This window comes from Variovorax sp. LjRoot290 (genome assembly GCF_964253985.1).
GTDB lineage: Bacteria > Pseudomonadota > Gammaproteobacteria > Burkholderiales > Burkholderiaceae_C > Variovorax.
The window spans coordinates 55270-69085 of record NZ_CAXURW020000001.1; the positions used below are offsets into that span (position 1 = coordinate 55270).

Below are 13816 nucleotides of genomic sequence, written 5' to 3' on the forward strand. Positions count from 1 at the left end.
AGGAGCGCCCGATTCCTACACGGGGCCCGGAAATCTCTTCGCAGACTGGCCCGCTTCAAAAAGGCGCATTTCCTGCCATGCAACCCATCCTCGATATCCGGACCGTCCAGCCCGGCCTCTACACCTACAGCCTCGGTGCGGTGGCGCAGCCCGTGCTTCCGCGCGACGATTTCTTCGAAACAGCCGAGCGCTGCCTGCAGGACGCGGGCCAGGGCCTCTTCCTGTACTTCGACCGCGTCCAGATCTGCTTTGCCGGCTTTGCGCTCGGCAGCTATCCGGTGACGCGCATGGTCGAGGATCCGATGGGACTGTTTCGCGAACTCATGGCGCGCATCGAAATCGTCTACCGATCGCGCACCCTCCCGCGCCGGCGCATTCAGGCCTGGCGCGAGCGGCTCAGCAGCGCGTAGAGCAGGATCGCGCCGAAGGTCGCCGTGCCGATGCCGCCGAGCGCGAACTGGCCGAACTTCAGCGTGAAATCGCCGGTGCCGATGATCAGCGTGATCGCAGCCACGATCAGGTTCTTGTTCTGCGAGAAGTCGACCTTGTTGTCGACCCAGATCTTGGCGCCCGCGACCGCGATCAGGCCGAAGACCACGATGCTGACGCCGCCCATCACCGGCAGCGGGATGGCCTGGATCAGCGCGCCGAACTTGGGGCTGAAGCCCAGCAGCAGCGCGATCAGCGCGGCGACCACGAACATCGCCGTGGAATAGATCTTGGTGGCCGCCATCACGCCGATGTTTTCCGCATAGGTCGTGACGCCGGTGCCGCCGGCCGCGCCGCTCACCATGGTCGCGATGCCGTCGCCGATGAAGGCGCGGCCGAGATAGGGGTTGAGGTCGCGCCCCGTCATCGCGCTCACGGCCTTGATGTGGCCCAGGTTCTCGGCCACGAGGATCACCGCCACCGGCGCGATCAGCAGCATCGCGTTGACATCGAACACCGGCACCGCGAACCGCGGCAGGCCGAACCATGGCGCGGTGCCGAGGGCCGTGAAGTCGATCGGCTTGCCCAGCCCGAGGCCGTTGGTCAGCACTGCGTAGATCACGCTCGCGGCGATCAGCCCCATCAGGATCAGCAAGCGCTGCACCATGCCGCGCGTGTAGACCGCGATCAGGCCGACGCAAAGAAAGGTCAGCGCCTGGATCCAGGTGTCGAAGCCGGTCGGCGCCATGTTCTTGATCGGCACGCTCGCCAGGTTGAGCCCGATCACCGCGACCACCGCGCCGGTGACCACCGGCGGCATCAGCCGTTCGATCCAGTGCACCGCAACGTCCTGCTCGATCTCCTCGACCTCCACGCCGCGCAGGGGCGCCGTCTTGTGATGGCGCTCGTTGGTGACGGCCACCAGGATGCCGATCAATGTGTAGACCAGGCCGCAGGCGATGATGCCGCCCAGCGCCACGCCCAGGTTGGCGTTCGGCCCCTGGCCGGCATAGCCCGTGGCCGCGATCACCACGCCGATGAAGGCGAAGCTCGAGCCCAGGTAGCTGGGCACCCGGCCGCCGGTGACGACGAAGAAGATCAGCGTGCCGACGCCGCTCATCAGGATCGCGATGTTGGGATTGAAGCCCATGAGGATCGGCGCCAGCACCGTGGCGCCGAACATCGCGATCACGTGCTGCACGCCCATCGCGGCCGTTTGCGGCCAGGGCAGCCGCTCGTCGGGCGCCACCACGGCGGTGCTGCCGGCTGCGACTTCGCGCCAGCGGGGAAGGTAGGAATCGCTCATTGTTCTTCTCCTCGGTTGTTGTCTTTGTCGGGATCCCGGGCTCAGCCGGTCAGCGCGCCTTCAGCACCGCCATGGTGATGCGGGAGACGCAAGTGAGTTCGCCCGCGTCGTTGGTCATGTCGATCTGCCACACCTGCGTGCTGCGGCCGCGGTGCACCGGCCGCGCGGTGCCGGTGACCCAGCCGGAGGTCGTGGCCTTGATGTGATTGGCATTGATGTCCAGTCCCACGCAGCGCTCGCCTTCGGGCGCCGAGTAGTGGGCGCCGCAGGAGCCCAGCGTCTCGGCCAGCACCACCGACACGCCGCCGTGCAGGATGCCGAAGGGCTGGCGCGTGCGCTCGTTCACCGGCACGCGGGCGCGAATGAAATCGTCACCGATCTCGAGGAACTCGACGCCCAGCGTCTGGACCGCGGTGTCGATGTGGCTGCGAGTCAGTTCTTCGATCGAGATTTCTTTTTTCCAGATGGGCATGCGGCATTCTCCTGTTCGATGTGGCCAAAACTATAGCGACTGGCCCTGATACGACGGGCCTCCCGCCGACACTGCCGCCGGCCTTGTACGGCATAAGCTTTCATCATGACCCGCGCAGGACGATGGATCACCGGAACCGCCGTCGCGGTGCTGCTCTTGCTGGGCGGCCTGGCCCTGTTGGCCTGGCGGCTGTTGCCGAGCGACGAAGCGCTCGCGGCCGAGATCGGCCAGCGCTTCGAGAAGGCCTCCGGCATCGCCCTTCGCATCGGCGGGGCGCACTGGTCGCTGAGGCCGATCCCGGTGGTGGTGCTGAGCGATCTCGCGACCGTGCAGGAGCGCCCAATCACCGTGCGGCGCGTGGTCGTGCGGCCGCAGCTCGCCGCGCTGTGGAATCGCAGGATCGCGATCGATGCCGTCGAAATCGAGGGTGCCGTGCTGCCGCGCACCTCGGTGCGCGCCTTCCGCGGGCGTTGGCAGTGGAGCGATGCGGCCACGGCGTTGGCCGGCGCGTGGAGCCCGGCGGAGGTTCCGCTCGAACACCTGCGGCTGCGCGATGTGACCTGGATCGACCGCCGCGACATCGGATTGGCCTACGACGCCGACCTGCGCTTCGACCGCGGCTGGCGCCCGCGCGAGGCCGAAGTGTCGCGGCGCGGCGCATCGCCCGCCGCGAGGATGCGCGTCGAACGTGAAGGCGAGCAGGACCGCTGGCGCGTGAAGATCGATGTGGGCGGCGGCTCGTGGAACGGCGATGCGGCGCTGCGGGTGCTCGACCAGGGCCGGATGCGCCTCACGGCCCAGCTGTCGCCGAAGGGCGTGGACATCGCCGGGCTGGTCGGCGCCTTTGCGCGGCGCAACGCGGTCGAAGGCAGGATCGACGGCCAGACCGAGCTCGAAACCGAGGGCGACAACCTGGGCGAGATGGTGCGCCGGCTGCACACGCGCACCCGATTCACGGTCAAGCCCGCGACCTTGAAGGGCTTCGATCTCGCGAAGGCAGTCAGCACCGCCGGCGCGGACCGCAGCGGCCAGACCGTGTTCGACGAACTCACGGGCACCCTCGACACCCAGTCCGGCGACGACGGCATCGTGCTTCGCTACACCGGCCTGCAGGCGCGCTCCGGCTTGCTCACCGCGAGCGGCAGCGCCACGGTGCTCAACCGGCGCCTGAGCGGCGAGGCAGCAATCGACCTGGTCGACGGCGTGGTCGGCGTGCCCTTCAAGCTCGCCGGCACGCTCGACGAGCCGCAGCTTTCGCTGACCGGCGGCGCGCTCGCCGGCGCCGCAGTGGGCACGGCCGTGCTGCCGGGTGTCGGCACCGCCATCGGCGCGCGCATCGGGCAGCAGGTGGAAAAGCTGTTCGGCGGCGAGGACGAAGAGAAGGAAAAGAAGCCGCCGCAGAAGCCGCGCTGAGGCTCAGGGCGCCGGGCGGAAACCGGGCAGCGCATGCATGCGCCGCTTGAGCGCTTCGATGAAGGCGGTCACACGCGCGGGTCTATAGATCCCTGGCGGCAACGCGACGTGGATCCCGACCGGCTCCAGCCACCATTGAGGCAGCACCCGCTTGAGCCGGCCGGCCTGCAGGTCGTCCTGGCACATCCACGGCGCCGCCGCCCCGATGCCCGCGCCGTTGAGGATGGCGCGGTAGCTCGACAGCAGGCTGTCGGTGCGGATCGGCGTGTCCAGCGCCACGATGCGCGAGCGGCCGGCCTTGTCGAGCAGGCGCACGCTGCCCATCACGTAGGGCACCAGCCCGACGCAGGGCAGCGAGGGCAGCCGCGCCAGGGTCACCGGCCCCAGGCGCTTGAGCAGCGCCGGTGTCGCGAGCAGCACGCGCTCCATCGAGCCGAGCTGGCGGCAGACCAGCCCCGGGTCGCGCACCTCGCCGACGCAGACCCAGCACTCCGCGCCCGAGGCGGCGAGGTCGACCACGCGATCGGTCAGCGTCAGCTCGATGCGCAGGCCGGGATGGGCGGCGCGCAGATCGGTCACTGCATCGGTCAGGAAGCCGGTGCCGTAGCCGGAGGGGCCGATCACGCGCAGCGTGCCCTCGGGCCGGCTCTGCCCGCCCGAGAGCCGGCTCGACAGGCCCGACCAGCGATCGGTCAGGTCGTGCGCCTCGGCCAGCAGCGAGCGGCCTTCGTCGGTCAGCGAGAAGCTCGCGGTGGTGCGTATCGCGAGCTTGCAGCCGAGCAGGCGTTCGAGCTCCAGCAGCCTGCGGCTCACCGTCGGCTGCGTGGTGCCGAGCAGGCGGGCCGCCTTGCTGAGCGAGCCGGTGTCGCCGATGCGCAGAAAAGTGTCGAGCAGGTCCAGGCGGTCGTGCGTGGTCTTCATGCGCAGCACGTATAGCACTTCATCGTCCCATACGTCTACCGCTGGCGCCGGTCTCTTCGTATCTTCGACGGCATGAGCCGCAGGGCCGTTCCCAAGGGCGAATACCGGAGCGCGCAGCGCAGAGGTTACTTAATGAGCACCCAGACCCCCACTGCACGCTTCGTGGGCGACACGCCGCAGGGCGGCACCGTCCTCGGCTTCTATGCGCCCAAGGGCGCGCCGCGCCCGCCCCGCATTGCGCGCGGCGAGGGCATCTTCCTGTGGGACGCCGACGGCAAGCGCTATCTCGACGCCACCGCCGGCGCGGTGGTCGCCAACATCGGCCACGGCAATCCGCGCGTGCTGGCCGCGATGACCGAGCAGGCGGCCAAGGTCAGCTTCGCCTACCCGCGCTTCTTCGAGAGCGAGCACAACATCGCGCTGGCCGACCGCGTTTGCGCGCTCGCGGGCGAAGGCTTCGATCGCGCCTTCTTCGTCTCGGGCGGCTCGGAAGCCAACGAATCGGCGATCAAGCTCGCTCGGCAGTACGCGGTGGTCAGGGGCCAGGCGAGCCGCGCCAAGGTGATCTCGCGCAACCCGAGCTACCACGGTTCCACGCTGGGCGCGCTGGCGGTCACGGGCGATGCCAACACGCTCAATCTCTACGGGCCGATGATCCGCGCGATGCCGAAGGTGCCGGCGCCGCTGTCCTACCGCGTGCCGGAAGGGCACACCGTCGAGTCCCATGCGCTGGCGTGCGCCGACGAACTCGAACAGGCCATCCTGCGCGAAGGCCCGGAGACCGTGCTGGCCTTCATCGTCGAACCGATCGGCGGGCTCTCGACCGGCGCGGTGGTGTCCTCGGCGGCCTACTTCGAGCGCGTGCGCAGCATCTGCGACCGCCATGGCGTGCTGGTCATCTACGACGAGATCATGAGCGGCGCCGGCCGCACCGGCGCCTTCCTCGCCGCGCACCACTGGCCGGCCGCGCGCCCCGATCTCGTGACCTTGGCCAAGGGCTTGGCCGCCGGCTACACGCCGCTGGGCTGCCTGCTCGCGCCCGACCGCATCGTCGATGCCGTGGCTGCCAGCGGCGGCTTCGTGCACGGCCATACCTACTTCACCAATCCGCTTTCCTGCGCGGTCGCGCATGCGGTGGTCGACGAGGTGGTCCGGCAGGGCCTTGTCGCGCGCGCCCGCGACAGGGGCGCGTACCTGATGGCGCGCCTCAACGAAGTCGCCGCGCGTTCGCCCATCGTCGGCGACGTGCGCGGCAAGGGTTTGCTGACCGCGATCGAGATCGTGGCCGACAAGGCCACACGCTGCCAGCTGCCGGTGGCCTTCAACGCGCCCGCCCGGCTCACCGAGCACGGCTTGAAGCACGGCATCGCGCTCTACAACCGCCGCGCCAACCTCGGCGCCTTCGGCGACTTCCAGATGATCACGCCGCCGCTCACGATCACCGAGCCGGAGATCGACGAGCTCGCCGACCTGCTCGAGAAGTCCCTGCGCGATCTCGCCGACGAGATCGCGCGCAAGGGCCTGGCCGCGTGAACCCTTTTTATTTCTGAAAGGTCCCCGATGAAGCTCCCCGTTCTCCTGAAGACCGCGCTCGCCTGCGCGACCCTGGCATTCGCCGCTGCCGCTTCGGCGCAGATCGCCGCCGGCAAGGGCCCCGTGAAACTCATCGTCGGTTACCCGGCCGGCGGCTCGGCCGACGTGCAGGCACGCACGCTGGCCGACAAGCTCGCGGCCGAGCTCGGCACCACGGTGGTCGTCGACAACCGCACCGGCGCCGGCGGGCAGATCGCGGCCGACTATGTGCGCGCCGCGCCGCCCGACGGCCTCACGGTGCTGCTGGCCAACATGCACATGATGGTGATGCTGCCGCTGACCTCGAAGTCGGTGCGCTACGACCCGGTGAAGGACTTTCAGGCCGTGGGCCGCATCGTGAGCTTCTACGAAGGCATTGCCGTGCCCGCCGCGCTGCCGGCGCAGAACGTGCAGCAGTGGCTGGACCTCGCGCGCGCCGATCCGTCGAAGGCGAGCTACGGCGTTCCCGCGCCCGGCAGCGTCGCGCAGTTCATGGGCTTCCGCCTCGGCAGCGAGGCCAAGGCCAACCTGGTGGCCGCGCCCTACCGCGGTGCGGCGCCGCTGGTGCAGGACCTGCTGGGCAACCAGATCGCGGCCGGCATCATCCCGATCGCCGACCTGGTCGCGCACCAGCAAAGCGGCAAGCTCAAGGTGCTGGCCGTCAACGGCGCGAAGCGCGCGGCGCTCCTGCCCGATGTGCCGACGCTCAAGGAACTGGGCCAGCCGCACTTCGACAACCTCGAATGGACCGGTCTCTTCGTGCCCGCCGGCACGCCGCGGCCCATCGTCGACCAGCTGCATGCGGCGCTCGGCAAGGCGCTCGCCAACAAGGAAGTGCAGGAGCGCTTGCAGAAGCTCAGCAGCGATCCGAGTCCGAGCACGCCCGAGGAATTGACCAAGCTCATTGCCGACGATCTCAAGCGTTGGGGGCCAGTGGTCAAGGCTTCCGGTTTCACGTCCGAATGACGACGCCACCGATCCCTCCGCACAAGTCCCTGAATCTTCCCGGTGTTCACGGCTACGCCGACCGCAAGAGCGTGGCCGCCGGCGAATGCGTGCGCTTTCACGTCAGCAGCGACCGCGGCTACCAGCTCTCGGTCTGCCAGCTCGGCAGCGATGTGGAAGGGCGCAGCGACGATGTCGTGCTGCACGCCTTCGCGCCGTCGCCCGCGCGCGTGCAGGCCATCCACCCGGGCTCCTATGTCTTCGTCGAGAAGGGGCTGGATGCGGCGCTGCCGCTCCACGGCCTGACGCTGGAATGCTGGGTCAAGCCCTGGAGCATCGCCACGCGCCAGACCCTTATCGGCCAATACGACTTTCCCGCCCACTGCGGCTGGGGCCTGTTCATCGAGGAGGGTGGGGCGCTCGCCTTCTACCTCGGCGATGGCCGGGGCTTCCGCGCCGAGGCGCAGCGGGCGCACGGCCGGCTCGTCGAGCGCCGCTGGCAGCATGTGGCCGCCACGTGGAACGGCCGCGTCGCGGCGCTGTGGATCGATGGTCAACAGGTCGGGCAATGGGATGCGGGGCAGGAAGTCCGGCCCGGTCCCGCGCCGCTGCGAATGGGCGCGAGCGGCGTCGACGGTCTGGCCGACGTCTTCCTCGAAGCCGATCTCGCCATGCCGGTCCTCTACGGCCGCGCGCTGGTACCTGAAGAGATTGCCGAGCGCCACGCGCAGCGCGGCCTCGCGATCGCTTCCGGCCGCTCGGTGCACGCCTGCTGGCCGCTGCGCGAGGAGCGCGGCGCGCAGGTGGCCGACGCCAGCGGCCATCAGCGCACCGGCCGCATCGTCAACCACGGCACCTGGATGATCGTCGGCCCCGCCTTCGAGCCTGCGAAGGTCGCACCCAGCGAAGACGCCGAATCAGGCTACGACCCCTTCGCCGATCCGACGCGCGGCCACGGCCTGCGCTTCGCGAGCGACGATCTCTACGACTGCCGATGGGAGGCGACGCACGAGTTCCGCATCCCCGAAGATGCGAAGTCCGGCGTCTACGTCGGCCGCATCCGCTTCGAGCAGGGCGGCCGCGAAGCCGACTACGACATCACTTTCATCGTCCGGAAGCCGGCGCATGCAGCGCCGGCGCCGATCCTCGTGCTGTGCGCCGTCAACAGCTGGCTGGCCTATGCGAGCACGCCCTTCGCGAAGAACGTGGTCGACGATCCTGTGTGGCCGCGCCGTGCGGCCGGCCTGGAGAACTGCCATCCCGAAGCGCCGGCCTACAGCAGCTACACCTACCACCGCGCCGGCCAGCCCTGCTACCAGGTCGGCCTGCGCATGCCCTGGCCCAACGCCAGCCCCAGTGCGCTCTACGATCCGGCCGGCAGCGGCTTCAGCCAGTGGACGCGGCTGGAGCGCCGCCTGCACGTCTGGCTCGCACGCGAGGGCTACGAATTCGACGTGATCGGCGACATCGACCTGCATCGCGATCCCGCGATCCTCTCGCGCTACCAGACCGTGTTCGTCAACGGCCACAGCGAATACTGGTCGCTGCCCGGCGTCGAGGGTCTCGACGACTACCTCCGCCGCGGCGGCAGCGCGATCGTGCTGTCGGGCAACACCATGTACTTGCGCGTGAGTTACGACGAGGACTTCACCGTCATGGAGCAACGCAAGGTCAACGGCCCCCATCACGACGAAACCGTGCCGCCGGTGGGCCCGCCCGCCGGGCCCTTCGGCGAGCAGTACCACAGCCAGGACTGGGCGCGTGGCGGCCGCCTCAAGGCCTCGGGCCGGCCGGCGGCCGACATCATCGGCCTGGAGACCGCGGGCTGGGCCTTTGCCGACGGCGAGGACTTCGGCGTCTACCACGTGGAACAGCCGGCGCATGCGTTGTTCAACGAGCCGCATCCGCTGGGCTTGGCCAAGGGGCAGACCTTCGGCCATGCGCCGGGCGGTGGCCTGCCGCGCGCGATCGGCCACGAGTGGGACCTGACGATCGCCACGCTCGCGCGCATGACGAAGCGCTCGCCGCCGGGTGCTGCGCTGCCCGCGCCGCAGGAAGGCATCGAGGTCATCGCCAACGGCATCCGGCGCGCGCCCGGCAAGCTCGACGCCTACCTCGACTACCACTCGAATCTCACCGAGTCGATCGGCGGACTCTCGGCCGAGATGATCTACTGGGAACGGCCGCAAGGCGGGCGCGTGTTTCACGCCGGCGCGGTCGGCGCGGCCTGGGTGATCGGCAGCGACCCGAACTTCGGCAAGCTGCTCAAGAACGTGCTGTACCGCTACGGCGTGCAGCCGCGGGCCTGAGGCTCAGCCTGCGAGCAGGGCGCCGAAGCGTTCCACGTCGACATTGCCGCCGCTCACCAGCACGCCGATGCGTTTGCCGCGCAGCTGCGCCTTCATCTCGCGTGCGGCCGCAAAGCCCAGGCAGCCGGTGGGCTCCACCACCAGCTTCATGCGCGAGGCGAAAAAACGCATGGCCTCGACCAGCTGCGCGTCGCTCGCGGTGAGCACGTCGTCGACATCGCGGCGGATGATGGGGAAGGTGTGTTGGCCAAGGTGCTGCGTCTGCGCGCCGTCCGCGATGGTCTTGGGCGTGTCGATGTGGACGATCTCGCCGCTGCGAAACGACTGCTGCCCGTCGTTGCCCGCTTCCGGCTCCACGCCGTAGACCTTGCACTGCGGCGAAAGCGCGCGCGTTGAGAGCGCCGAGCCCGAGATCAGGCCGCCGCCGCCCATGGGAGCGAAGAAGGCATCGAGCGGCCCCACCTCCTCGAACAGTTCTTTCGCCGCCGTGCCCTGGCCCGCGATCACGTCCGGATGGTCATAGGGCGGGATCAGCGTCAGGCCGTGCTTCTCGGCGAGCTCGCGGCCGATCTGTTCGCGGTCGTCCTTGTAGCGGTCGTAGATCACGACCTGGCCGCCGTAGCCCTTGGTGGCCGCCACCTTGGCCGCCGGCGCATCGTGCGGCATCACGATGGTGGCGGGCATGCCGAGGATGCGTGCCGCGAGCGCGATGGCCTGCGCATGGTTGCCCGAAGAGAAGGCCACCACGCCGGCGCGGCGCTGGCGCTCGTCGAACTTCGACAAGGCATTGAAGGCGCCGCGGAACTTGAAGGCGCCCATGCGCTGCAGGTTCTCGCACTTGAAGAACACTTCAGCGCCCAGCTCTTCGTCGGCCGTGCGCGAACGCAGGACCGGCGTGCGATGGGCATGGCCTTCGATGCGCGCGGCAGCGGCGGCGACGTCTTCGAAGGTGGGCAGTTTCAGGGTCTCAGGCATGGCGTTCCTTGGTATGGACAGATTATCTATATCTGGACAAATTATCAAAGCTCCTCGAACCAGCGGTCCGCCCACTGGTTGAGCGGCTTCAGGCGCTTCACGAGCTCGACGCCCGATTCGGTGAGCGCATAGCCGAGCTCGGCCAGCTCGACGATGTTCAGCGCGCGCAGTTCCTTGAGGCGGTCGTTGAGGACCGAGGGCGACATCTCGCCCGCATTCGTCTGCAGCAGCCTGAAGCTCTGCGGCGCGCCGTCGCGCAGCTCCCACAGGATGCGCAATGTGCCCTTGCGGCCGAGCTGCTCGAGCAGGGCCATGATCGGTCGCCGGGCCGTGACGGGGAGGGCATCGGAAGTCTTGGCGTTCATGCTGCAAAGGTGATTGCGCTACGGAATTCGTAGCGGTAGACTGCATTCTGCTGCTACGAATTCCGTAGCGAAATGCAGCCATTCTAGCCAGAGGAATTGCCGATGACGACCCCGTCCGAACCACGCATCGCACCGCTTGCGCCGCCCTATCCGGAAGAGCTCGGTGCGCTGCTGAAAAAGATGACGCCGCCCGATGCGCCAGAGATCCTGGCGCTCTTCCGGGTATTGGCGATCAATCCGGCGCTGGCCGAGCGATCGATGCCATGGGGCGGCTACCTGCTGGGCCGCAAGGCAAGCCTTCGGCTGCGCGATCGGGAGATCGTCATCCTGCGCGTGTGTGCGCGCTGCGGCGCGGAGTACGAGTGGGGCGTGCATTGGGCGGCGTTCGCCCAGGCTGCGGGACTGGGCGAACGTGAGCGCGAGGCCATCGTCTCGGCCGTCGCCGACCTCGAAGTGCTTGCACCGCGTGATCGGCTGCTGTTGCAGATGGTGGACGCGCTGCACGACAAGGCCGATGTCGACGACGCGCTCTGGCAATCGTTGTCGGCGCACTGGACGCCGCCGCAGCTGATCGAGCTGCTGATGCTCGCCGGCTGGTACCACGCGATCAGCTATGTCTGCAACGCGGCGCGGGTGCCGCTGGAGACATGGGCGGCGCGGTGGGGTCAAGCCCGTTGACGCGGTGCATCTGGGGTGATCCCAACGCTTGCGCAGCAGGGGTCAGGTGCCGACGTAGGCCGCGAGGTGCTCGCCGGTGAGGGTGGAGCGGGCGGCGACGAGGTCGGCGGGTGTGCCCTCGAAGACGATCCGGCCGCCGTCGTGGCCGGCGCCGGGGCCGAGGTCGACGATCCAGTCGGCGTGCGCCATGACCGCCTGGTGGTGCTCGATGACGATGACCGACTTGCCGGCGTCGACGAGCCGGTCGAGCAGGCCGAGCAGCTGCTCGACGTCGGCGAGATGGAGGCCGCTGGTCGGCTCGTCGAGGACGTAGACGCCGCCCTTCTCGGCCATGTGGGTGGCCAGCTTGAGCCGCTGCCGCTCTCCGCCGGACAGCGTGGTGAGCGGCTGGCCGAGCCTCAGGTAGCTCAAGCCCACATCGGCGAGCCGCTCGAGGATGGCGTGTGCGGCCGGCGTGTGCGCCTTGCCGGCGCCGAAGAACTCCTCGGCCTCGGACACCGACATCGCGAGCACCTCGCTGATGTCGCGGCCGCCGAGGTGGTACTCCAGGACCGACGCCTGGAATCGCTTGCCCTCGCAGTCCTCGCAGGTCGTGGCGACGCCGGCCATCGTCGCCAGATCGGTGTAGATGACGCCGGCGCCGTTGCAGGTGGGGCAGGCGCCCTCGGAGTTGGCGCTGAACAGCGCCGGCTTCACGCCGTTGGCCTTTGCGAACGCCTTGCGGATCGGCTCGAGCAGATCGGTGTAGGTCGCCGGGTTGCTCCGTCGCGAGCCGCGGATCGCGCCCTGGTCGACCGACACCACACCGTCGCCGGCGGGGATCGATCCGTGCACGAGCGAGCTCTTGCCGGAGCCCGCCACGCCGGTGATCACGCAAAGCACGCCGAGCGGGATGTCGACGTCGACGTCCTTCAGGTTGTGTGTGTTCGCGCCGCGGATCGGAAGCTGGCCCGTCGGCGTTCGTACCGTCTCCTTGAGGGCGGCCCGGTCGTCGAAGTGGCGCCCGGTGAGGGTGCCGCTGGCCCGCAGCCCCTCGACGGTGCCCTCGTAGCAAACGGCGCCGCCCGCCGTACCGGCGCCCGGGCCCAGGTCGACGACGTGGTCGGCGATCGCGATCGCCTCCGGCTTGTGCTCGACGACGAGCACCGTGTTGCCCTTGTCCCGCAGCTGCAGCAACAGCTCGTTCATCCGCTGGATGTCGTGGGGGTGCAGACCGATGGTGGGCTCGTCGAAGACGTAGGTGACGTCGGTGAGCGAGGAGCCGAGGTGGCGGATCATCTTGGTGCGCTGTGCCTCGCCGCCCGACAGCGTGCCCGACGGCCGGTCGAGCGAGAGGTAGCCCAGCCCGATCTCCACGAACGAGTCGAGGGTATGCAGCAGCTTGGCGAGCAACGGCGCGACCGACGGCTCTTCGAGGCCACGGACAAAATCGGCCAGGTCGCTGATCTGCATCGCGCAGGCGTCGGCGATGTTGATCTTCCTGATCCTGGAGGACCGGGCGGCCTCGCTGAGCCGGGTGCCGCCGCAGTCGGGGCAGGTGTCGAACGTCATCGCCCGATCCACGAAGGCGCGGATATGCGGCTGCAGCGCGTCGAGGTCCTTGGACAGGAACGATTTCTGGATCTGCGGGATCAGCCCCGCGTACGTCAGGTTGATGCCATCGACCTTGATCTTGGTCGGCTCCTTGTGGAGGAGATCGTGCAGCTCCTTCTTGGTGAACTTGCGGATCGGCTTGTCCGCGTCGAAGAAGCCGCAGCCGCGGAAGATGCGGCCATACCAGCCGTCCATGCTGTAGCCGGGAATCGTGATCGCGCCCGCGTTGATCGACTTGGCCTCGTCGTACAGCTGGGTGAGGTCGATATCGGAGATCGTGCCCATGCCCTCGCAGCGCGGGCACATGCCGCCCGTGCGGCTGAAGCTCTGTTTCACCGTCTTGCTGGCACCGCGCTCGACGGTGATCACACCGGTCGCACGGACCGAGGCGACGTTGAAGGAGAACGCGTTGGGCGAGCCGATGTGCGGCTTGCCGAGCCGGCTGAAGAGGATGCGCAGCATCGCGTTGGCGTCGGTGGCGGTGCCGACGGTAGAGCGGGCGTTGGCGCCCATCCGCTCCTGGTCGACGATGATCGCGGTCGTCAGGCCGTCGAGTACGTCGACCTCAGGCCGCGCCATCGTCGGCATGAAACCCTGCACGAAGGCGCTGTAGGTCTCGTTGATCAGCCGCTGCGATTCCGCGGCGATGGTGCCGAACACCAGCGAACTCTTGCCCGAGCCGGAGACGCCGGTGAACACCGTCAGCCGGCGCTTCGGGAGCTCGACGCTGATGTCCTTGAGGTTGTTCACGCGCGCGCCCTGCACGCGGATCAGATCGTGGCGGTCGGCAACGTGCAGCGCAGGCGACTGCGTGTCCTTCCTCGTGGCCTTGCTCATC

The 13816-nt window shown here is 68.8% G+C and carries 12 protein-coding genes; 6 read left to right on the forward strand and 6 right to left on the reverse strand.

Annotation, left to right across the window (positions count from 1 at the left end; genetic code table 11):
• Positions 1-77 precede the first annotated feature (77 nt).
• A complete protein-coding gene (locus ACSQ9A_RS00300; protein WP_436302267.1) occupies positions 78-410 on the forward strand; it encodes a hypothetical protein in 333 nt (110 codons plus the stop codon).
• Here the strand turns inward: ACSQ9A_RS00300 and ACSQ9A_RS00305 are convergent.
• On the reverse strand, positions 377-1735 hold the full coding sequence (locus ACSQ9A_RS00305) for a solute carrier family 23 protein (protein ID WP_436294792.1): 1359 nt from the start codon (positions 1733-1735) through the stop codon (positions 377-379). The genes ACSQ9A_RS00300 and ACSQ9A_RS00305 overlap by 34 nt on opposite strands.
• Before the next feature lie 49 nt (positions 1736-1784).
• On the reverse strand, positions 1785-2207 hold the full coding sequence (locus ACSQ9A_RS00310) for a hotdog fold thioesterase (RefSeq protein ID WP_093106916.1): 423 nt from the start codon (positions 2205-2207) through the stop codon (positions 1785-1787).
• A gap of 105 nt (positions 2208-2312) precedes the next feature.
• Between ACSQ9A_RS00310 and ACSQ9A_RS00315 the strand changes: the two genes are divergently transcribed.
• Entirely contained in the window at positions 2313-3620 is a 1308-nt protein-coding gene (locus ACSQ9A_RS00315) for a hypothetical protein (protein ID WP_436302268.1), read from the forward strand.
• A 3-nt stretch (positions 3621-3623) separates the two neighbouring features.
• On the opposite strand, the gene ACSQ9A_RS00320 is transcribed toward ACSQ9A_RS00315, so the two are convergent.
• Positions 3624-4541, reverse strand: a complete 918-nt coding sequence (locus tag ACSQ9A_RS00320) for a LysR substrate-binding domain-containing protein (RefSeq protein WP_436294790.1) — start codon at positions 4539-4541, stop codon at positions 3624-3626.
• Between the two features lie 132 nt (positions 4542-4673).
• Between ACSQ9A_RS00320 and ACSQ9A_RS00325 the strand changes: the two genes are divergently transcribed.
• Genes ACSQ9A_RS00325 through ACSQ9A_RS00335 form a run of 3 tightly spaced genes read left to right on the forward strand, consistent with a single transcriptional unit; the run spans position 4674 to position 9367 of the window.
• On the forward strand, positions 4674-6074 hold the full coding sequence (locus ACSQ9A_RS00325; protein WP_436302269.1) for an aminotransferase family protein: 1401 nt from the start codon (positions 4674-4676) through the stop codon (positions 6072-6074).
• 27 nt (positions 6075-6101) lie between these two features.
• Positions 6102-7079, forward strand: coding sequence for a Bug family tripartite tricarboxylate transporter substrate binding protein (locus tag ACSQ9A_RS00330; RefSeq protein WP_436302270.1), 978 nt, complete (start codon positions 6102-6104; stop codon positions 7077-7079).
• Positions 7076-9367 carry a N,N-dimethylformamidase beta subunit family domain-containing protein gene (locus tag ACSQ9A_RS00335; RefSeq protein WP_436302271.1) on the forward strand — a complete coding sequence of 764 codons (2292 nt, stop codon included), beginning with the start codon at positions 7076-7078 and terminating at the stop codon, positions 9365-9367. Before ACSQ9A_RS00330 ends, ACSQ9A_RS00335 begins: the two co-directional genes overlap by 4 nt.
• Positions 9368-9370: 3 nt before the next feature.
• Here ACSQ9A_RS00335 and ACSQ9A_RS00340 read toward each other — a convergent pair whose 3' ends face one another.
• Both ACSQ9A_RS00340 and ACSQ9A_RS00345 read right to left on the reverse strand, forming a co-directional pair.
• The gene (locus ACSQ9A_RS00340; RefSeq protein WP_436302272.1) at positions 9371-10342 is read right to left on the reverse strand and encodes a threo-3-hydroxy-L-aspartate ammonia-lyase; all 972 of its coding nucleotides are present in this window, start codon (positions 10340-10342) and stop codon (positions 9371-9373) included.
• A gap of 44 nt (positions 10343-10386) precedes the next feature.
• Positions 10387-10707, reverse strand: a complete 321-nt coding sequence (locus tag ACSQ9A_RS00345; RefSeq protein WP_436302273.1) for a winged helix-turn-helix transcriptional regulator — start codon at positions 10705-10707, stop codon at positions 10387-10389.
• Positions 10708-10809: 102 nt separating this feature from the next.
• On the opposite strand from ACSQ9A_RS00345, the gene ACSQ9A_RS00350 reads away from it, so the two are divergent.
• Positions 10810-11385: a carboxymuconolactone decarboxylase family protein gene (locus tag ACSQ9A_RS00350; RefSeq protein ID WP_436302274.1), complete on the forward strand. Its 576-nt coding sequence runs from the start codon at positions 10810-10812 to the stop codon at positions 11383-11385.
• Between the two features lie 42 nt (positions 11386-11427).
• Here the strand turns inward: ACSQ9A_RS00350 and ACSQ9A_RS00355 are convergent, their stop codons facing one another.
• Entirely contained in the window at positions 11428-13815 is a 2388-nt protein-coding gene (locus ACSQ9A_RS00355) for an ATP-binding cassette domain-containing protein (RefSeq protein WP_436302275.1), read from the reverse strand.
• Position 13816: the final 1 nt, after the last annotated feature.